The organism is Telluria sp. ZT3P39, assembly GCF_059685935.1.
Genome location: NZ_JCASIH010000004.1, coordinates 137407 through 157231, shown reverse-complemented (window position 1 = coordinate 157231; position 19825 = coordinate 137407). Strand labels below are relative to the sequence as shown.

Genomic DNA, 19825 nt, shown 5'->3' with positions numbered 1-19825 from the left:
TTTTGTTATTCAGGCGAAGAGCAGGTCTGCCGGCAGTGCCGAGAAGTCTGCTGCGATGGCGATGACGTTGTCGAATTCGGCGAAGCTCGAAGCGGGCAGGGTGGTGGTGAGCACCACGCAGCGCATGCCGGCGCGGCGCGCCGCTTCCACGCCCAGCGGCGCGTCTTCGAACACGATGCAGTCTTCGGGCGCGACGCCGCACAATGCGGCGGCTTTCAGGAACACGTCCGGATGCGGCTTGCCGCGCGCGACGTCGGCGGCGCCGACGACCACGCCGAAGTGGCGGCGCAGGTCGAGGCCATCGAGGGTGAACTCGATGTTCGCTGGTGGCGCGGCGGTGGCCACGGCCAGGTTGATGCCCTCGGCCTGCGCACGCTTGATGAGCGCATCGAAGCCTGTGACGGTCTTGCGGTGCGGCGCGTAGATCTCGCGGTAGACCGATTCCTTCTCGTGGTTGAGCACCGCGACTTCGTCGTCGCTGAGATCCTCACCCATCTCCGCACGGATGATCTCCTTGCCCTGGCGTCCGGCGGTGGTGCGGAAGAATGCGTCCGCATCGATGGCCTTGCCACGGCGCTCGAAGAAGGTGATCCACGACCGCGTATGGAAGTCCATGTTGTCGACGATGGTGCCGTCCATGTCGAAAACAAAAGCGCGTTTGGCCTGCATCACGCGCCGACGCCCTGCTTGAGCGAAGCCGAGATGAAGTCGTCCAGGTCGCCGTCCAGCACGTTCTTGGTGTTGCCGGTCTCGAAACCGGTACGCAAGTCCTTGATGCGGGACTGGTCCAGCACGTAGGAACGGATCTGGTGGCCCCAGCCGACGTCGGTCTTGGAGTCTTCGAGCTTCTGCTGCTCGCTCATGCGGTTGCGCATTTCGAGCTCGAACAGCTTGGCGCGCAGCATGTCCCAGGCTTCGGCCTTGTTGCGGTGTTGCGAGCGGTCGTTCTGGCACTGCACCACGATGCCCGACGGGCCGTGCGTCAGGCGCACTGCGGAGTCGGTCTTGTTGATGTGCTGGCCGCCCGCGCCGGACGCGCGATAGGTATCGATGCGCACGTCGGCCGGGTTGATCTCGATCTCGATCGAATCGTCCACTTCCGGATACACGAACAGCGAGGTGAACGAGGTGTGGCGGCCGTTGGCCGAGTCGAACGGCGACTTGCGCACCAGACGGTGCACGCCGGTCTCGGTACGCAGGTGGCCATAAGCGTATTCGCCGTCGACCTTGATGGTGGCGGTCTTGATGCCCGCGACTTCACCGTCGGACTGTTCCAGGATCTCGGCCTTGAAACCCTTGCGTTCGCAATAGCGCAGGTACTGGCGCAGCAGCATCGAGGCCCAGTCCTGGGCTTCGGTACCGCCGGCGCCCGCCTGGATGTCGATGAAGCAGTTCGCGTGGTCCATCGGGTTGCTGAACATGCGGCGGAATTCCATCTGTTCGATGATCTTCCCGACGGCTTCGACGTCGCTGCTCACCGCTTCCATGGTGTCGTCGTCGCCTTCTTCGCGCGCCATGCCGAACAGGTCCGCTGCGTCGGCGAGATCGGCTTTCGCTTTCTCGAGCGTGTGCACGACGCCTTCCAGCGCCTTCTTTTCTTTACCGAGATCCAGCGCCCGCTTCTGGTCGTTCCAGACGGTCGGATCTTCGAGTTCTTCGTTGACCTGCTCTAGTTTCTCTGACTTCCGATCGAAGTCAAAGATACCTCCGAAGTTCGGCTTCACGACCGGTCAGGTCGTTAAGCAGGGCGGAAATGGCGTTGATGCGTTCAGCTTCCATGGTCTGGGCAATCCGGTAAGTAGGTTAAATCGAACCTTCGATTATACCCCAGGACGCTCCTGGAGCGGCAGCACGACAGCCCTGGCGCCGCCATGCCTTGCCCCATGGCCCGGCGCTGCCTTATCATCGCCCGGTTCTCCACCCTGGAATCGCCATGGCCACCTTCCTGCGTTATCAAACCTGCATCGCGCTGCTGCCGGCGCTCATCAGCGCTTCCTCGTTCGCGGCCACGCCGCCGAAGGCCGGCACCACCGCGGCCTTGGCCGTGCTGGAAACCACCGACCTGCACGCCAACGTGGTCGGCTACGACTACTACAAGCTGGTGGCCGAGCCTTCGCACGGCCTTGACCGCACCGCGACGCTGATCCATCAGGCGCGCAAGGAATTCGCCAATACGCTCCTGCTGGACAATGGCGACACCATCCAGGGCAATGCGCTGGCCGATTACCAGGCCCTCGTGAAACCGCTCGGCTGCGGCGAGACCCTGGGCATCTACAAGATCATGAACCGCCTCGGCTACGACGGCGCGGGGGTCGGCAACCACGAATTCAATTACGGGCTCGGTTTCCTCGGCCAGGTGACGGGCAGCCGCTTCCGGGTCGCCGGCGTCGACCAGAAGAAGCGCTGCGCCGGCCCGGCCTTCCCCATGGTGCTGGCCAACGTCTACAGCAGCAAGACGAAGAAGCCGCTGTTCAGCCCCTACACCATCATCGACAAGCAGGTCAGCGCATTGGACGCGAGCGGCAGGAAGGTCACCGCGACCGTGCGCGTCGGGATCATCGGCTTCACGCCGCCCACCATCATGTCCTGGGACAAGCGCTGGCTCGAGGGCCGCGTCCATACCACGGGCGTGCGCGAAGCGGCCCAGAAGTACGTTCCGGAGATGCGAAAAAAAGGCGCCGATCTCGTCATCGCCATCTCCCACGGCGGCCTGGATAACGGCGCGTACACGCCGGCGATGGAAAACGCCAACTGGCACCTGGCGCGGGTCGCGGGCATCGACGCCATGCTGCTCGGGCATTCGCACCAGCTGTTCCCGAATGCCTCCAGCAATGTCCCGCAGTTCAACCTGCCGGGCGTGGACAAGGCCAGGGGAACCGTGCATGGGGTGCCGACCGTGATGGCCAACCTGTGGGGCAAGCACCTGGGCGTGATCCAGCTGCAGCTCAGGCACGACGGCAAGCGCTGGATGGTGGAGAAGGACAAGACGATTGTCGAAGCACGCGCCGCGCAGACGGGCGACAAGGCCTTCGTCGATGCCGATCCCGCCGTCATGGCGCTGGTAAAGGAAGAGCACGAGGCGACCATCCGCTACGTGAAGACGCCGGTGGGCTCGACCGATTTCCGCATGTCGAGCTATTTCGCCGACGTGGGCGATGTCTCGGCCATCGAAGTGGTCAACCAGGCGCAAACCGCCTACGTGACGGACTATGTCGCGGCCAACCTGCCGCAGTACAAGGATCTGCCGGTGCTGTCGGTATCGGCGCCGTTCAAGAGCGGCGTGGCCGGCCCGGCCGACTATACCGACGTGCAGCCGGGCGCTTTGGCCCTGAACAATGCGGCCGACCTGTATCTGTACCCGAACGCGCTGTATGCGGTGAAGGTCAATGGGGCGGAGCTCAGGGCGTGGCTGGAAAAGGCGGCCCAGCGTTTCAATACGATCGATCCGGCGAAGACTGAGCCGCAGCCGCTCGTCAATCCGGCGGTGCCGAGCTATAACTTCGACACGATTACTTCGCCTGAGGTGGCCTATGAAATCGACGTGACCCGGGCGCCGGGCGAGCGTATCCGCAAGCTGTCCTGGCGCGGCAGGCCGGTGTCAAGCGAGCAGGAATTCCTGGTCGCGACCAACAACTACCGCGCCAGCGGCGGCGGCAACTTCCCGGGGCTGGACGGCAGCCGCACCGTGATCGCCTCGCCGGACAATAACCGCGACATCCTGATCGCCTATGTGAAGCAGGCGAAGCAGCTGACGCGCGCGGCGAATGGAGCGGCCCGCAGCTGGCGTTTCGCGCAAGTGAAGACGGCCGGGCCGGTGGTGTTTTACTCGGCCCCCGGCATGCTCAAGCTGGCGCGTGACGCAGGGCTGCAGAACGTGTCGCAACTGGCGGCCGACGACGGCCGCGGCAAGGGCACAGCGCTGTACGCGGTGGACCTGTCGAAATGAAGCGGGGTGTGATTGCGGCGCTGGCTGCGCTTTTGCTGGCCCAGCCCGTGATGGCGCAGCATGGCGACGAAGGCGACATCGCGTTCCGTCGGGCCCTGGCCTACTGCAGCGGCGATCCGGCGCTGGCGGTGCACTGGCTGGGCGTGGCGGCTTCGCGCGGCATGCCGGAGGCGATGTTCGTGCTGGCGAACATGCTGCTGGACGGGCAGGGCGTGCCGCGCGACGAAGCGGAGGCGCGGCGCTGGCTGGAGGCGGCGGCGGAGCTGGATTATCCGGAGGCGTGGCAGCAGTTGGCGCTATTGGAACCCGATCCGGTCAAGGCGGCCCAGTTGATGCGCAGGGCGGCGCATGCGTTGACGCACCGGGGTGAGGGGAAGCGGTAGCGGGGTTCGTTCGTCGCCCCGCCACCAACTACATCAGTGCAGCGACCCCTTCTCCACCTGCACCAGCACGAACGGGCTCACCACCGACGCCCACAGCGTCGCATCCGATTCGGTCCATGACAGCGCCTGCTGGTCGCTGACGCGCGCTACCGTCCCCGCCGCCATCCACTTCGCAATGCTCTCCTTGTCGTCGTGCGCAATGCGCAGCGCCACGTCGATCAAATCCAGCTCCGCGCTCACGAAAATCACCGAGCCGCTGGCGAAATGGCGCTCCAGTTCGCTCCATTTCACACGGCCGGTTTCGCGGTTGATCTTGTCGTGCAGCTCGATGTCTTTTTCTGGGTTCGTCTTCATAGGTTCTACGTCTTCAAATGATCTCGACCGCCGGGTGCGGCGAACCCGCCCATGTTAACCGATAGGTCTGGGCCTTGCGTACATTCCCCACCAGCGCGGGGCGGAAGCAGGCGAGGTTGATGCCGCCAGGATGGCGCACGCTCGGATAGATGATGCCCATCGAGCCGGCCTCCAGCAACTGGCTGGCCAGGGCCTGCGAGGCGATATAGCTGCCTGGGTCGAGGCAGGCTTGATGCGCCTCGACGCCGCGCAAGTCGTGGAAGGTAGCGGAAAAATCGGCCAGTAGCGACCGGTAGGTGACGCTGTCGTCGAAGCGCTTGATTTCCTGGTATTCGACGGTCTTGTGGAAGATGACTTCGCACAGCGCCGTCTCGGCCGCGAAGGCGCAATACCAGGCGCCGCGCTCGCCGTCGTTGAAACGGCTGCCTTCCGGGCGGGCATAGGTATAGGCGGCGTTGATGATACGGAAGTTCGGCACGCCGAACACGAGTTCGTCCATGCCGATGCCGGGCAACAGGCCGGACTCGCCGCGCAGGCGCTCGTTGGTGGCGTTGTCGAGGTCGAACAGGTCGCGCAGGATGTCGTTGTTCTCGGCCAGCGGCGCGAGGACGGAATCCTCGACGTCGGCGAAGCGCGACGGGATCAGGCGGCAAGTATCGATCTGGCGCAGCTGGGTCAGTTTATGCGCTACCTTCAAGATCAGAGGCCTCCGCGGCGCGCGTCCAGCAATTTGCGCACGGTCTGCATGGCGATCAGGCCGCCGCCCAGCATATAGGCGAGCGGCGTGCGGCCGGCGAAGACGGGATTGGTGTTCGGGAGGTGGATCCATTCGTCGGCAAGCTTGTCGCCGTAGAGGATGTGCAGGGCCTTGTAGATGCCCAGCAGGTAGGACACGCGGGTAATGCGGTCGACTTCGAGCACCCTGTCGGGATGCTTCTTCCAGTCGTAATACGACGAGGACGAGAGGCCGCCGAGCAGCTCGCGCGCATCGTCGTCGCGCACGCCCCAGGCGGATGCCAGCTTGAAAAAGCCTTTCAATGCCGAGCTGGAAAGCCGCTCGCGCTCGCTGCGCGAATTGAGGTCGACCAGTACCGCCGTTTCAAACCGGCTCTTCGGGTAGCAGTAGGCTAGGCTCATGGAATCCTCCGTAATTGGATTCTTTATACTCCGATTTCGGAAGAGTGGCAACTACCGGTTGTCATGTGGGGAGTCCCGTGACAGAATTATTAATCTTGCAAATTGGAAAGGCTTAGGAAAGGATCAACCAATGCGCCTGCGTTTGCTGTCTGTTGTTTCTGTATGTCTGATGCTGATTGCCGCCACGGCCGCCGGCGCGCGCGAATCGAATGGCGACCTGAAAAAACAGGTCATGGATGCCGAACGCGCTTTCGCCGCGACCATGAAAACCCGCGACCTCGACGGTTTTGCCCGGTTCCTGGCCGATGAGGCGGTTTTCATGTCGGCGCAGGGCAACCTGCGCGGCAAGGGCGCGATCGTCAAGGGCTGGCGCCAGTTCTACACCGGGCCGCAGGCGCCGTTCTCGTGGGAGCCGGAAGAAGTCGAAGTGGTGGAGTCGGGCACGCTGGCGTATAGCGGCGGGCCGGTACTCGATGCCGCGGGCAAGCGCATCGGGCGCTTCAATTCGATCTGGCGATTGAAGGCGCCGGGACAATGGGAAGTGGTATTCGACCGCGGCTCGGATTTCGGCCCGCCGCCGCCGAAAAAATAATGAAGGGCGGGCCCGCGCCCGCCATCCGATTTACACGGATTCCGCGTGTTCCACCAATAGCTGAACCTTGGTGACGCCGTTGTATTCATTCGCATCGAGCCTGAACGCCACCCGCGCCCGGTCCGCCAGACTGTCGGTATGCCCGAACCAGATCGCGTCGTAGCGGCGGCCGTTCTTTTCCAGCAGCAGTTTCAGGTGCCGCTCTTTCAGGATACGCTGGCTGACCACGCGGAATTCGTCGCAGAACACCGGCGGCGCAAAGCCCTGGCCCCAGACTTGATTATCCATCTGCTCGATGAACTGGGTCGAGTAATACTCGTCCTCGAGCGGCCCGTCGGTCTCGACGATGCGCTCGAGCTGGGCCGCGCTCAGCCAGGCATTGCCGACCGCTTCGAAGGCCTGCGAAAAGGTGTCGAAATGGTCGGCCCGGATGGTGAGACCTGCCGCCATCGCATGCCCGCCGAACTTGTCGATCAGCCCTGGCACGCGTTTGGACACGAGGTCGAGCGCATCGCGCAGGTGGAAGCCCGGGATCGAACGGCCCGAACCTTTTATCCAGCCGTCCATGCCCGGTGCGAAGGTGATCGTCGGCCGGAAGAATTTTTCTTTCAGGCGCGACGCGACGATGCCGATCACGCCCTGGTGCCAGCCCGCGTCGAACACGCTGATGGTGCTGCTGCTGGCCGGCTCGAAGCTGTCCAGGTGCAGCAGGGCGGTGTCCTGCATGTCCGCTTCGATTTCGCGGCGCTTGAGGTTGATGTCGTTGAGCTGCTGGGCGATGGCCCAGGCGCGGCCCGGGTCGTCGGTGACCAGGCATTCGATCCCGAGCGACATGTCCTCCAGTCGGCCGGCGGCATTCAGGCGCGGGCCGAGCGCAAAGCCCAGGTCGAACGGCGAGGCGCAGCGCGCTTCGCGGCCCGCCACCCGGAACAGGGCCGCCACGCCGGCATGCATGCGGCCCGCACGCATGCGCTTGATGCCCTGCGCGACCAGGATGCGGTTGTTGGCGTCCAGCCGCACCACGTCGGCCACCGTGCCCAGCGCCACCAGGTCGAGCAGGCTGTCGAGCTTGGGCTGGGTCCCTGCATCGAACACGCCGCGCTTGCGTAATTCGGCGCGCAGCGCCAGCAGTACGTAGAACACCACGCCCACGCCGGCCAGGTGCTTGCTCGGGAAGCCGCATTCGGGCTGGTTCGGATTGACGATCACGCGCGCCGGCGGCAGGGCGTCGCCCGGCAGGTGATGGTCGGTGACGACCACTTCGATGCCGCGCCGGTTTGCCTCCAGCACGCCGTCGATGCTGGCGATGCCGTTGTCCACGGTGATGATGATGTCGGGCGCCTTTTCGCGCGCCGTGAGTTCGACGATTTCCGGGGTCAGGCCGTAGCCGTACTCGAAGCGGTTCGGCACGATGTAGTCGACGTTCGCGCCCATCATGCGCAGGCCGCGCAGGGCGACCGCGCAGGCCGTGGCGCCGTCGCAGTCGTAGTCGGCGACGATGGTCATGCGTTTGCCCGCTGCGATGGCGTCGGCCAGGAACCCGGCTGCTGCATCGATCTGCATCAGCGCGCCGGGCGGCACCAGGGCCGTCAGCTCGCTCGAGAGCTCGCGCGCGTCGACCAGGCCGCGCGAGGCGTAGATGCGCGCCAGCACCGGGTGCACGCCGCCCTGGCGCAGCATCTCGGAGGTGCGGAATGGGCAGGGGCGGGTGGTGATGCGGGTCATGGTGCCGGTGTTGGTACTTTTGTCGAGGCTTGCAGGGTTCAAATCAGTCGATCCAGGGTCGGCCGGCGCCAGAACTTGCGTTGGGCCATGGCGGTGGTAGTGAATTCGGCAAGGGCGTCGCGGTGGCTCAGTACCAGCTGCAGGCGCTTGACGCGGCCCCGCACCAATGCCGCATGCAGGGGAGTGAACAGCTTGTCTTCCAGGTGCTGGACCTGCTGCAGCCAGGCGCCCCAGTCGGCGGCGATCGCCGCGTCGGCCAGGCTGCCGACGTAGAGCAGGCCGTCCTGCGCCAGCGCGCCTTCGATGTCGTCCAGCGCGTCGGTCTTGCGGTTCGACAGCGCCCGGATCCAGCCCGGCGCATCGACGCTGGTGATGTTCGCGGCCGGATGCGTGCCCGCGGCTGCGGCGCCCCACAGCCAGAAGGCGTTCACGGCCGGCAGGCGCTTCGCCTCGCGCGCGGCGTTCACCGGATGGGTGTACCAGGCCATCTGCACTTCGTTCTGCAGCTTGCGGTAGGCCAGCGCGCGCGGACCGCGCGGCACGAAGTCGGTCAGGTCCATGCCCACCACGGTGTCCGGGGTGGCGGTCTCGATATGCGCCCAGTCGTCGGCGCGCAGGAACCAGGTCTGGGCGTCGCCATAGCGCAGGGGACGGCCAATTTCCTCGCACAGCGGCTGCGCCGCCTCGAACAGGGCGCGGCCTTCTTCGTCGCTCAAGGCCAGGTGGCGCAGGTCGGCCATCATCGAATGGCTGCGCGCGATCTGCACGTGGGCCGGGTTGACGATGAACCAGGTGCCGTTTTCCGGATCGAGCCCGAAGCCGCGCATGGCCGCGGCGGCAAAGGCCGGCTGCCCATCCTGGGCCAGGCCAAGCGAGCGGGACAGCCATTGCTCGTGCGGCAAGGCGCGTGCGGTATCCACCGCCGCGCTGCGCTCGTGCGAACTGGTGCGGGTGAGCAGGGAGGCCAGCATCGGGGTCTGCAAGGCTCGCACCAGGTCGGGCGCGAATTCGGGAAGCGGGAGCAGGTGGGGCAGGACAAGCGTTATGTGGGACATACCGCCATTTTAAGGCAAATACGCGCATCGCGACGGCGGTGCAGCGGCCCGGCGCGGCCCGGCGAGAGGCCGGGCACACGTTTTTGCGACAGGAAGCGCCGATGTCTGGCAAACTGTCGGGTTGGCAAACCAACAACCGGATTTCATGAGCATCACCCACAAGCTGCCCTACGAGTGGCAGGTCGGCCTGCGCTACACCCGCGCGGGCAAGCGCAGCGGGCGCAACAGCTTCATTTCCTTCATTTCGATGGCCTCGGTGGCCGGGATCGCGCTCGGCGCGGCCGCCCTGATCATCGTGCTGTCCGTGATGAACGGCTTCCAGAAGGAAGTGACGGCCCGCATGCTGTCGGTGCTGGCCCATGTGGAAGTATTCGACGCCAGCGGCGCCATGCCGGGCTGGCGCGCATCGAGCCAGGAAGCCCTGCGCAACCCGGAAGTGCGCGCCGCTGCGCCGTTTGTCGAGACCCAGGCCATGCTGCTCAGCGAGGGCGTGATGAAGCCGGTGCTGCTGCGCGGCGTCGACCCGGTCCAGGAAACCACCGTGTCGGACGTGGCGAAACACATGCGCGAAGGCCGCTTCGACGTCATCGCGCCGGGCTCCTACAACATCATCATCGGCCGCGCACTGGCGAAATCGCTCGACGTGGGCGTGGGCGACCGCATCACGCTGCTCATGGCCTCGAGCGGCGGCGGCGTGCCCGGCCAGGCGGCAAGCACCATGCCGCGCACGCGGCCTCTCACCGTGGCCGGCATCTTCGAGGCCGGCCATTTCGAGTTCGACTCGACGCTTGCTTTCGCCAACATCCAGGATGCGCAGGAGCTGGCCGGCGTAACCGCCCCAGGCGGCCTGCGCCTGCGCCTGGCCGACATGCAGCGCGCGCCCCAGGTCGCCAGCGAGCTCCAGGCCAGCATGACGGGCGAGCTGTTCATCCGCGACTGGTCGAAGGTCAATGCGATGTGGTTCGCCGCCGTGGAATCGCAAAAGCGCATGATGTTCATCATCCTGACCATGATCGTGGCGGTGGCCGCCTTCAACCTGGTCTCGACCCTGGTGATGACGGTGCGCGACAAGCAGTCGGACATCGCGATCCTGCGCACCCTGGGCGCCTCGCCGCGCTCGATCATGACCATCTTCATGGTGCAGGGCACACTGGTGGGCGTGCTGGGCGCGCTGATGGGCGTGGGGCTGGGCGTGCTGGTGGCCCTGAATATCGACGTGATCGTGCCCTTCATCGAGCGCAGCTTCAAGGTGCAGTTCCTGTCGCAGGAGGTCTACCTGATCAGCGAGATCCCGTCCGAACTGCGCTGGGGCGACGTCGGCTGGATCGGCGGCGTGGCCGTGCTGCTGGCCTTCCTGGCCACGCTCTACCCGAGCTGGTCGGCTTCGCGCACCAGGCCGGCGGAGGCGCTGCGCTATGAATGAGCTCCCGAAGACCCCTGTCGCGGACCCGGCTTGTATGGCACACTGCGGCCTCGAAAACCAAGGCTGCACAGCATGAGTATCACCCAGAACCTGCCCTATGAATGGCTGGTCGGCCTGCGCTACACGCGCGCCGGCAAGCGCAGTGGCCGCAACAGCTTCATTTCCTTCATCTCCCTGATTTCCGTGTCCGGCATCGCCTTGGGCGTGGCCGCCCTGATCATCGTGCTGTCGGTGATGAACGGCTTCCAGAAAGAAGTCACCGACCGCATGCTGTCGGTGCTGGCCCACATCGAGGTGTTCGACAACCGCGGCAGCATGCCGGACTGGCGCGAGGCCGCGCAGGCGGCCGCCCGCAACCCGGCCGTGCGCGGCGCCGCGCCTTTTGTGGAGACCCAGGGCATGCTGGTCGGCGAAGGCGTGATGCGGCCCTCCGTCATCCGCGGCATCCTGCCCGGCCAGGAAGCGCAGGTATCCAGTATCGGCAAGCAGATCAAGGCCGGCAGCCTCGATGCCTTGAAGCCCGGCTCGTTCAACATCGTGCTGGGCTATGCGCTGGCGCGCGCGCTGAACGTGGGCATCGGCGACAAGGTGACCATGCTGCTGGCCAAGGGCCAGGTGACGCCGGCCGGCCTGCTGCCGCGCAGCCGCAGCTTTACGGTCGCCGGTATCTTTGAGGCTGGCCATTTCGAATTCGATGCGGCCCTGTCGTTCGTGCACATCGAGGATGCCGAGCGCATGGAGCGGCTGGACGCGCCGATGGGCCTGCGCCTGCGAATCGAGGACATGCACGAGGCGCCGGTCGTGGCCGCGGAGCTCAAGAAGAGCATGCCGGGCGACCTGGAAATGCGCGACTGGTCCAGGCTCAATGCCAACTGGTTCGCTGCCGTACAGACCGAAAAGAAGATGATGTTCATCATCCTCACCCTGATCATCGCGGTGGCCGCCTTCAACCTGGTGTCGACGCTGGTGATGACCGTGACCGACAAGCAGGCCGACATCGCCATCCTGCGCACCCTGGGCGCCTCGCCGCGCTCGATCATGAAGATCTTCATGGTGCAGGGCGCGCTGGTGGGCATCCTCGGCACCTTGCTGGGCGTCGGCGGGGGCGTGCTGGTGGCCCTGAACATCGATACCATCGTCCCGTTTATTGAACATTTGTTGGGAGTGCAGTTCTTGTCGAAAGATATCTACCTGATCAGCGCCGTGCCGTCCGAGCTGCGCTGGCCGGACGTGGCCAGGATTGGCGGCGTCTCGGTGCTGCTGGCGTTTGCGGCGACCATCTATCCCAGCTGGTCGGCTTCGCGTGTGAAACCGGCGGAGGCCCTGCGTTATGAATAATTCTCCTGTGCTGTCCTGCCGCGGCCTCGGTAAAACCTTCAAGCAGGGCGACTACACGGTCAAGGTGCTGGACGGGATCGACTTCGAGATCCACCGCGGCGAGCGGGTCGCCATCGTCGGCGCCTCGGGCTCGGGCAAGTCGACTCTGCTGCACCTGCTGGGCGGGCTTGACACCCCATCGACCGGCGCCGTCACCCTGCTGGGCGAAGACTTCGCCACGCTGTCGGAGACCCGCCGCGGCGACCTGCGCAACTCCTCGCTGGGCTTCGTCTACCAGTTCCACCACCTGCTGCCTGAATTCTCGGCGCTGGACAACGTCATGATGCCGCTGATGATCCGCCGCGAAGCGCGCGAGTCGGCGCTGCAGAAGGCCGAGGCGATTTTGAAACGAGTGAACCTCGGCAAGCGCGTGGTGCATCGTCCGGGCGAACTGTCCGGCGGCGAGCGCCAGCGCGTGGCCCTGGCGCGCGCCCTGGTGACCCAGCCGGCCTGCGTGCTGGCCGACGAGCCCACCGGTAACCTCGACCACAGCACCGCCCAGACCATTTTCGACCTGATGCTGGAGCTCTCGCGCACCCTCGGCACGGCCTTCGTCATCGTCACCCACGACATGGAACTGGCGCGCCGCTGCGACCGCGTGCTGCGCCTGACCGAACACGGGCTGCAGCCGGCCGAGGCCTGAACCATGTGGATCGACACCCACTGCCACCTCGATGCCCGTGAATTCGGCGCGCAGTCGCTGGATGTGGCGGCGCAGGCGGCAAGGGCTGGGGTGTCGGTGATCGTGGCGATGGCGGTCGAGCGCGGCAATTTCGGCGCCGTCGCCGATCTCGCAGCCAGGGCCCCGAACGTCAGCTATGCGCTCGGCATACACCCGATCTGCGTGCCCCAGGCCCGGGACGAAGACCTCGAGGTGCTGCGCGCGGCGGTGGAGGCGGCAATGAAGGACCCGCGCTTTGTGGGCATCGGCGAGATCGGCCTGGATTACTTCATTCCGCTGCTGTGCGAGCCAGACATGCGCGAGAAGCAGGAGCGTTTTTTTCGCGCCCAGCTGCGCATCGCCCGCGACTTCGATTTGCCCGTGATGACCCACGTGCGGCGCTCGCAGGACCAGGTGCTCAAGCACCTGCGCCAGATCCGCCCACCAGGCGGCATCGCCCACGCCTTCAACGGCAGCTTCCAGCAGGCCTCGAACTTCATCGACCTGGGCCTGCACCTGGGCTTCGGCGGCGCCATGACCTTTACCCGCGCCCTCCAGATCCGCCGCCTGGCCACCGAGCTGCCCCTGGACGCCATCGTGCTGGAGACGGATTCGCCGGACATCGCGCCGAGCTGGATTCACCCGGGCCGGAACACCCCCGACCAGCTGCCGCGCATCGGCGCCGCCCTGGCCGAACTGCGCGGGATCGGCGAAGCCGAGTTGCGCGAGGCCGTGCACCGCAATTGCCTCGCTGCGATTCCGCGGCTGGCATCCTTCCCGGGGCTGTCGCCCGGCTGACCGCTTCCCGACCGTCCACCCGCCGGGAAGTTCGTTTTTCTTGATGACGGGCCGCAATGCCCGCGCTCTTCCGTTCTGCCAATATGCATTCTTCGCTGCGACGGCAGCCACGAGAACCGGGAGACGGACTTGGACAGTGCGAGCGAATTCCTGCGGATGCTGAGGCACGAGAAATCGCTGACGAGCGCCCATCGGCCCATCCGGCTGCGCCTAGGCCACGCCGACCACCTCTCCGACGAACTGCTGCTGCCCCAGCGCGTGCAGGGCCATGAATCCGTCTGCGGCGGATTCGAATATGTCATTACCTGCGTCGCCGAAACCCCACGCATCCCGCTCAAGGAACTCATCGCGCTTCCCGCCGAACTCCAGCTGGTGACCGACCGCGGCCAGCTGCGCAGCATCTGCGGCATCGTGGCCGAGGCTAGAGCCGGCGACCATGACGGCGGCCTGGCCGTCTACCAGCTCGTCATGCGCGACGCGCTGGCGGTCATGGAAAAGCGCGTCAACAGCCGGGTGTTCCGCTACCAGAACGAACTGGAGATCGTGCAGGTCCTGTTCGACGAGTGGCGCCAATCGAACAGCGTCATGGCCAGCGCCTTCGACTACGAACTCGACCCGCTGTTCGACATGCGCCAGTTCCCGCCGCGCGAACAGACCATGCAATACAACGAGTCCGACGCGTCCTTCGTGCGGCGCCTGCTCAAGCGGCGCGGCATCGCCTGGACCTTCCGTCCCGGCCGTGCCCGCGCCGGCGCCGCGGAGCAGGAATCCGACGACACCCCCGTCCACACCCTGGTGATGTTCTCCGACGGCGCCTCGCTGCCGCGCAGCGCCGCCGGCAGCGTGCGCTACCACCGCATTGACGCCACCGAAGAACGCGACACCATCGTGTCCTGGTGCGCCGCGCGCCGCCTGCAGCCGGGCAGCATCACCCGCCACAGCTGGGACTACCGCAACCCCCTGGGTGCCCAGTTCATGACCACCACCGCGCGCGGCATGGCCGACCAGGGCCGCAGCGGCAATGCGCTGGCCGCCACTCTCGACGACTACCTGGTCGAGATCCCGCACGCCGGCAACGACGTCGAAGACCACTGGCGCCTCGGCCAGGTGCGCATGAACCGCCACGAATTCGACACCAAGTGCTTCCACGGCGAAGGCAGCGTGCGCGACCTGTGCGCGGGCGAATACTTCACCCTCACGGGCCATCCCGAGATCGACAGCCACACGGAATCCGAGCGCGATTTCGTCGTTACCGCGGTGTGGATGGAAGCCGAGAACAACCTGCCGGCGGACCTCTCGAGCCGGGTGCGCCGCCTGATGGGGCCCTACAGCCCGGACCGCGCCATGCTGGCCCCGAACGAGCAGCCGGTGGCCGGCGACGGCGTGCGCGTGCGGATGCGCTTCGACGCCGTACGCCGCGGCATCCCGCTGGTGCCGGCCTTCGATCCGCGGGTCGACCTGCCGCACCCGGAGCTGCAAAGCGCCATCGTTACCGGGCCGCCGGGCGAGGAAGTGCATTGCGATTCGCTGGGGCGGGTCAAGATCCGCTTTCCCGGCATGCGCGCGGCCGACCACAAGCATGCGCATGGGGCGGGGGTGTCGGATACGCCGGCAGATTCGGCTTGGGTGCGGGTGTCGTCGAGCTGGGCCGGTAATGGGCCCGGGAGCCGCCAGCAATGCGGCGCGCTCGGCCTGCCACGCGTGGGCACCGAAGTCCTGGTGGCCTTCATGGGCGGCGACCCGGACCGGCCCGTCATCCTGTCGCAGCTGTTCAACCAGCGCGCGCAGCCGCCGGCGCTGGGCGGCGAGGGCGAGCTGCCCGGCAACCGCTATCTGTCAGGCCTGCGCAGCCGCGAGGTCGGCGCCGGCCGCGCCGGGCAACTCATGTTCGACGATACCCCCGCCGAAATCGGCGTCCAGCTCGCGAGCGAGCACGGCGCATCGAGCCTGAACCTCGGCTGGCTGGCCCAGCCGCGCACGAATGGCAAGGCCGGGGCGCGCGGCGAGGGCGCCGAACTGCGCAGCGACGAGGCCGTCGCACTGCGCGGCGGGAAGGGCGTCCTGATCAGCGCCGGCGGAAAGGACAACGAAGGCGCCGGGCAACTGGAGCGCGAGGGCCTGGTCGGCATAGGTGAACTCATGCAGGGCGTGCTCGACGAATTGGGCCGGCTGGCGACCGAGCACGGCGAAGACGAGCAGGCCAAGCCCCGGCTGGCCGAGCTGAACAATAAACTGCGGCGCTGGCACGCCGGCTCCAACGTGGCCCCGGGCGGCGCCGACGGCGGCGCGCCGCTGGTTGCGGCAACCGGTCCCGCCGGCATCATCCTGGGTAGCGAAGACAGCATCGCCCTCGGCGCCCAGCAAAAGATCGACGTGGTATCCGCCGGCGATACCGAGGTGGCCGCCGGCCGCAGCCTGTTCCTCCGGGCCTCGCGCGCCATGAGCCTGTTTGCCTACGAGCTGGGCCTGCGCCTGATCGCAGGGCGCGGCAACGTGGTGGTACAGACCCATCGCGGCGACGTCGAGATCAAGTCGGCCGGCCGTATCAGCCTGGTCGCAGCAGGCGGCATTGAGCTCGAAGCCTCCAGCGTCAAGATCGTGTCGCAAGGCACCCAGACCAACTGGGACGCCGGCACCATCACCCACCAGTCCACCAACCGCCATGTGGTCAAGGCCGCGACGATCGAGCATGTGGTCGGCGGCGGAGGCGCGCCGGTCGGTTTGTCGCTGCCCACCACGGAACTCGAAACCGACGAGCGCGTCATCGTGCTCGACCGCCAGACCGGCATGCCCGCCAAGGGCCGGCGCTACATCGCGCGCCACGAAGACGGCACCACCATCGAAGGCGTGACCGACGACGAAGGGCGCACCGACGTCCTTCACACCTATGCGATGGGCGACATCGAAGTTCGCCTGCTGCCGGACGACGACAACGATCCTCCCGGTGCAGGCCAGGCATGAGCGAGCCGACCCGCCCCATCCACCAGCCGAGAGTCGACCCCGATGGCAGCCTGGTGGCACATACGGTTGCGACGCCGACTTCATTCAAGGTGCGCGCGCGCGTCACGGTTGGGTCGCGCAAGGTGATTCCGGTGATTTTCGTGCCGGGGATGATGGGTACGAATTTGCGCGCCCGCAGCGACCTGAAGCCCGGTCCCAACAACGCGCTGCAACCTGGCGAACCTGCATGGCGCCCGCCTGGCGGGGCGCTGGACGGGTATCGCGAGGCCAGGAAATGGTCGCGCCGCGACCCTGTGCAACGGCAACGCATTCTCGATGCTGGAATTCTCGAGGTCGACGATGGTGGTGACCTGGACTATCCGGCCTGCGCCCTGGACGATTCAGTCATGCGTGAACGCGGATGGGGCGAAATCCATGCAGCATCCTACGGCAAGCTTCTCAGCGGATTGCAGCGCCATCTCGACAAAACCTACTGGCGTTCACCTCAGGGAGTATATGAAGTAAGACCATCCTGGCGCCAGGTCATGCAGTATGATCCAAAGCGCTGGGGCGTACGCAATATTGCCCGAGTCACCGAACCGGAGCTAAAAAAATACGCCGAGTATCAGTACCCCGTCTACGCCTTTGGCTACAACTGGCTGGACTCGTGCGAACTCTCCGCCGTGGCCCTGCGTCAGCGTATCAACAAGATCAAGAAATTTTGGACTGATCGAAAGCACGATTGTCGGCAGGTGATATTGGTAACCCATTCCATGGGAGGGCTAGTGGCGCGCGCATGCGCCAGGCAAAGCCCGCCGGGGGATGGAAGCGCACCAGATATCGCCGGCATTGTTCATGGTGTCATGCCGGCATTGGGCGCTCCGGTCGCTTATCGCCGAATTGCGTGCGGCACCGAAGGGGGAAATTTCGCTAACGGACTCACCGACAATATCCGGGCATCGAAATTTGCGGAGATCGCGGGTGATACGAGTGCTGAAACGACACCGGTGATGGCGCTGTCAAGCGGGGTTCTGCAGCTGCTTCCAAACCACCTTTATCCGAAACCGTGGCTGACGATTAAAACAGTGCGAACTGTGAACAAGAATGACGAAGTGCGCGACTTGATAGAGCTGCCCGTCGGTAATCCGTACGACTTCTACCGCGACATGCAGTCATGGTACCGCATGATCGATCCCGCGCTTGCCGACCCCTCCGGCAAGTATGCCAAATCAAAGAACGGTGTCCGGCAAGCGATTCTGAAGAGCATCGATGCGGCTGAGCGCTTTCACACGCAAACCCTGACGGTGGGCGGAAGCGGCAAGGAAACCGGCAAACCATACTACCACCCGAATACCTACACATTTCACGGCAGCGATCGTTCGCTCAAGACGTACGGCCAGATTCGATGGGTCGCGCGCGAGTCCCGCAATAATTCGATTGCATTGACGAAAGGCAGCGTGAATTCGGGGAAGCTGATTGCCCTCGGCGAGGACGGGTCGCGGGAAGTCGAGATCGATCAAGTCCTGCGCCTGCGCTTCAAAGTCTGGCCGCAGGATGCTCACGGTGATGAAACAGTACCGGTGCAATCGGGCGCAGGGCCAGAGTCGCATGTGCGCCAGGTCTTTTCTGCAGACGGGTTTCGCCACCAGGAGAGCTTCGAGCATGAAGACATGCTCGTCTTGACACGTCATCTCATCGTCAAGATTGTGCAGGATGTGCAATGAAGTGGCCTGGCAGCCGGAAAGCACGATGGACTGCAGGACTTCTGGCGTTGGTAATGACGTTTGTATCCGTTCTCGCAAGTTCGATGCAAGCGGTTCAAGACAGGCAAAAGGTCGCGCAAATGACGAAGAAGATGAAAACAGTGTGTCTGGGGCGGTTTCTGATTGATCTTCCGGCCGAAGCGCAGGTGAGTATCGGACGCGGTTTTGTCGGAGGTTACGACATTTCGAGCACGGCCGACGAAACAGACGAGGAGTTTGCAGCTCGTCTTCGCCAAACTGAGACCCATCTGAAGGAACAGCAGGGAGAAAACGGTCGTCCAAGCCTTGAATCCGTAAAACAGCTCGCGATCGGAACGGCGCAAGGAAAAATATTCGTCTATAACCGCCAGCGCACCAAGGTTCCTGAAGGTGACCGTATGACCATCAGCGAGACGGTCAGTGCTCGCAGCATGCTACGGCTTCCCGGAGTAAGCATCACTGCCAATGTCGACTGGATCGATCCGGATCAGGTAGGCGATCTGGCGCGTCTCTTGGCCCAGGTCGCCCCGATCGAGGCCGAACAGGTGCCGCGCCAGCCCGGATTTTGTTTTGACCGTGCCATCGTGTTGGACCCATACGAACATCTGGGTACCGAGAGTCTGGTGCTGTTTGCTGGATTACCGGGTCATGCGGACGTCAACATCGTCTTTTCGTCAATGTCACGAATGGTCTCAGCGCCTGGGCTATTGGAGCGTAATGCGAAAGCGGCTGAAAGAGAGCCGATCTATATGCGGCTTGCATTCACGACCTTGCGAGAAAGTGAACGTGCAATAAACGGCCTGGAAGGCCAGGAGCTTGTGCTGCGCGTACGTGAACCGAACCTTACGACCGGATATTCATTTCAATGGGAGATGGCTGGCAAGCTAAAGGACATCTACGCTCCGCTCCTGACCCTGGAGCTTGACTCGGGCACGAATCCCATTAGTGGCGGCAAACCGGTGCAGTCGACGCTATCGGAAGAAGCACTCTTCGAGTTATGGGAACGCATCGCCGGTAGTATCAGACCCAGACCAACTGAAGATTCCCAGGCCGCGGCGCCAAAGCCAGTCGTGACGGCGCTGGGAACGACTGCCTTTTCGGGGGAAGCTTGTCCACACACCGGATGGTGGCAATGCTGCGACGGCGGAAGCGGCATGGATGTCCTGGGCGGACAGCGCCAGTATCTCCGCGCCGGACAGCACATGCCGCAAGCGCTGTTGCTGCCACCCCAGACGCTCTGGGAACGATTGCGCGGTGTACAACCGAGTTACGAAAGTAGCAGCCCGACCATGTGGAAGTTGGCCGATAAACGCAGCACCGCGCGATTGCCACCGTCTCCAATGCTGGCGCACGCGATGACTGGGTCGGAAAGCGGGAGTGTGCCTGCCGGCGTCGTGCCATATGGATTGTCCCAAGCACTCATCGGCAGCGTTGCGAAGACGGGTACGACCTGTCCTGCGTCCGGTTGGTGGCGTTGCGAGGACAGTCACGCACTCGATGGGACACGATGGTTCGCCGCGGGAAGTCTGCTTCCGCCAGCTACCTTTCGGGCGCCGGTGCCGCTGAAAGGAACTTCCCATCCCGAACACATCCATCGGCGCAGCGCGTGGCAACTGGTACGACACGAACAGAACGGCGACGAAGGCGCATACCGCGCAGACGACGCCGCAACGCGCAACGCGTAGCGAAGTA

Annotated in this window: 17 protein-coding genes; 10 read left to right on the top strand and 7 right to left on the bottom strand. The window is 64.9% G+C overall.

Going from position 1 to position 19825, the window contains the following annotated elements; all coding sequences use genetic code 11:
* Window positions 1-9 precede the first annotated feature (9 nt).
* Together AC56LR_RS06380 and prfB are read right to left on the bottom strand one after the other, a co-directional pair.
* Window positions 10-669: an HAD family hydrolase gene (locus AC56LR_RS06380; RefSeq protein WP_497128713.1), complete on the bottom strand. Its 660-nt coding sequence runs from the start codon at window positions 667-669 to the stop codon at window positions 10-12.
* A protein-coding gene (gene prfB / locus AC56LR_RS06375; RefSeq protein ID WP_489873803.1) for a peptide chain release factor 2 occupies window positions 669-1779 on the bottom strand; the annotation gives its coding sequence in 2 pieces (ribosomal slippage) (window positions 669-1697 and window positions 1699-1779; 1110 coding nt in all). The genes AC56LR_RS06380 and prfB overlap by 1 nt, the downstream gene beginning before the upstream one ends.
* Before the next feature lie 154 nt (window positions 1780-1933).
* Between prfB and AC56LR_RS06370 the strand changes: the two genes are divergently transcribed.
* Complete coding sequence (locus AC56LR_RS06370) at window positions 1934-3946, top strand: bifunctional 2',3'-cyclic-nucleotide 2'-phosphodiesterase/3'-nucleotidase (RefSeq protein ID WP_497128711.1); 2013 nt, start codon at window positions 1934-1936, stop codon at window positions 3944-3946.
* A complete protein-coding gene (locus AC56LR_RS06365) occupies window positions 3943-4329 on the top strand; it encodes a tetratricopeptide repeat protein (RefSeq protein WP_497128709.1) in 387 nt (128 codons plus the stop codon). Before AC56LR_RS06370 ends, AC56LR_RS06365 begins: the two co-directional genes overlap by 4 nt.
* A gap of 33 nt (window positions 4330-4362) precedes the next feature.
* Here AC56LR_RS06365 and AC56LR_RS06360 read toward each other — a convergent pair whose 3' ends face one another.
* Genes AC56LR_RS06360 through AC56LR_RS06350 form a run of 3 tightly spaced genes read right to left on the bottom strand, consistent with a single transcriptional unit; the run spans window position 4363 to window position 5820 of the window.
* Window positions 4363-4683 (bottom strand): DUF2288 domain-containing protein, encoded by a 321-nt coding sequence (locus AC56LR_RS06360; RefSeq protein ID WP_497128707.1) that lies wholly within the window; start codon window positions 4681-4683, stop codon window positions 4363-4365.
* Between the two features lie 13 nt (window positions 4684-4696).
* Window positions 4697-5380, bottom strand: coding sequence for an RES family NAD+ phosphorylase (locus AC56LR_RS06355; protein WP_497128705.1), 684 nt, complete (start codon window positions 5378-5380; stop codon window positions 4697-4699).
* A 2-nt stretch (window positions 5381-5382) separates the two neighbouring features.
* Window positions 5383-5820 (bottom strand): MbcA/ParS/Xre antitoxin family protein, encoded by a 438-nt coding sequence (locus AC56LR_RS06350; protein WP_497128703.1) that lies wholly within the window; start codon window positions 5818-5820, stop codon window positions 5383-5385.
* A 169-nt stretch (window positions 5821-5989) separates the two neighbouring features.
* Here AC56LR_RS06350 and AC56LR_RS06345 point away from each other — a divergent pair, with 169 nt between their 5' ends.
* Window positions 5990-6412, top strand: a complete 423-nt coding sequence (locus AC56LR_RS06345; protein ID WP_497128701.1) for a YybH family protein — start codon at window positions 5990-5992, stop codon at window positions 6410-6412.
* A 30-nt stretch (window positions 6413-6442) separates the two neighbouring features.
* Here AC56LR_RS06345 and recJ read toward each other — a convergent pair whose 3' ends face one another.
* A complete protein-coding gene (recJ, locus tag AC56LR_RS06340) occupies window positions 6443-8137 on the bottom strand; it encodes a single-stranded-DNA-specific exonuclease RecJ (RefSeq protein ID WP_497128961.1) in 1695 nt (564 codons plus the stop codon).
* Window positions 8138-8175: 38 nt separating this feature from the next.
* Window positions 8176-9192 carry a hypothetical protein gene (locus tag AC56LR_RS06335; protein ID WP_497128699.1) on the bottom strand — a complete coding sequence of 339 codons (1017 nt, stop codon included), beginning with the start codon at window positions 9190-9192 and terminating at the stop codon, window positions 8176-8178.
* Between the two features lie 145 nt (window positions 9193-9337).
* Between AC56LR_RS06335 and AC56LR_RS06330 the strand changes: the two genes are divergently transcribed.
* The 7 genes from AC56LR_RS06330 (at window position 9338) to AC56LR_RS06300 (ending at window position 19818) form a co-directional block, all read left to right on the top strand.
* Complete coding sequence (locus tag AC56LR_RS06330) at window positions 9338-10615, top strand: lipoprotein-releasing ABC transporter permease subunit (RefSeq protein WP_497128697.1); 1278 nt, start codon at window positions 9338-9340, stop codon at window positions 10613-10615.
* 72 nt (window positions 10616-10687) lie between these two features.
* A complete protein-coding gene (locus tag AC56LR_RS06325; protein ID WP_497128695.1) occupies window positions 10688-11953 on the top strand; it encodes a lipoprotein-releasing ABC transporter permease subunit in 1266 nt (421 codons plus the stop codon).
* Window positions 11946-12635 (top strand): lipoprotein-releasing ABC transporter ATP-binding protein LolD, encoded by a 690-nt coding sequence (gene lolD, locus AC56LR_RS06320; protein WP_497128693.1) that lies wholly within the window; start codon window positions 11946-11948, stop codon window positions 12633-12635. Before AC56LR_RS06325 ends, lolD begins: the two co-directional genes overlap by 8 nt.
* Before the next feature lie 3 nt (window positions 12636-12638).
* On the top strand, window positions 12639-13451 hold the full coding sequence (locus tag AC56LR_RS06315; RefSeq protein ID WP_497128691.1) for a TatD family hydrolase: 813 nt from the start codon (window positions 12639-12641) through the stop codon (window positions 13449-13451).
* 129 nt (window positions 13452-13580) lie between these two features.
* Window positions 13581-16412, top strand: a complete 2832-nt coding sequence (locus tag AC56LR_RS06310) for a type VI secretion system Vgr family protein (protein ID WP_497128689.1) — start codon at window positions 13581-13583, stop codon at window positions 16410-16412.
* Window positions 16409-18115 (top strand): esterase/lipase family protein, encoded by a 1707-nt coding sequence (locus AC56LR_RS06305; protein WP_497128687.1) that lies wholly within the window; start codon window positions 16409-16411, stop codon window positions 18113-18115. The genes AC56LR_RS06310 and AC56LR_RS06305 overlap by 4 nt, the downstream gene beginning before the upstream one ends.
* A 53-nt stretch (window positions 18116-18168) precedes the next feature.
* Window positions 18169-19818, top strand: a complete 1650-nt coding sequence (locus AC56LR_RS06300) for a T6SS immunity protein Tli4 family protein (RefSeq protein ID WP_497128685.1) — start codon at window positions 18169-18171, stop codon at window positions 19816-19818.
* Window positions 19819-19825 lie beyond the last annotated feature (7 nt).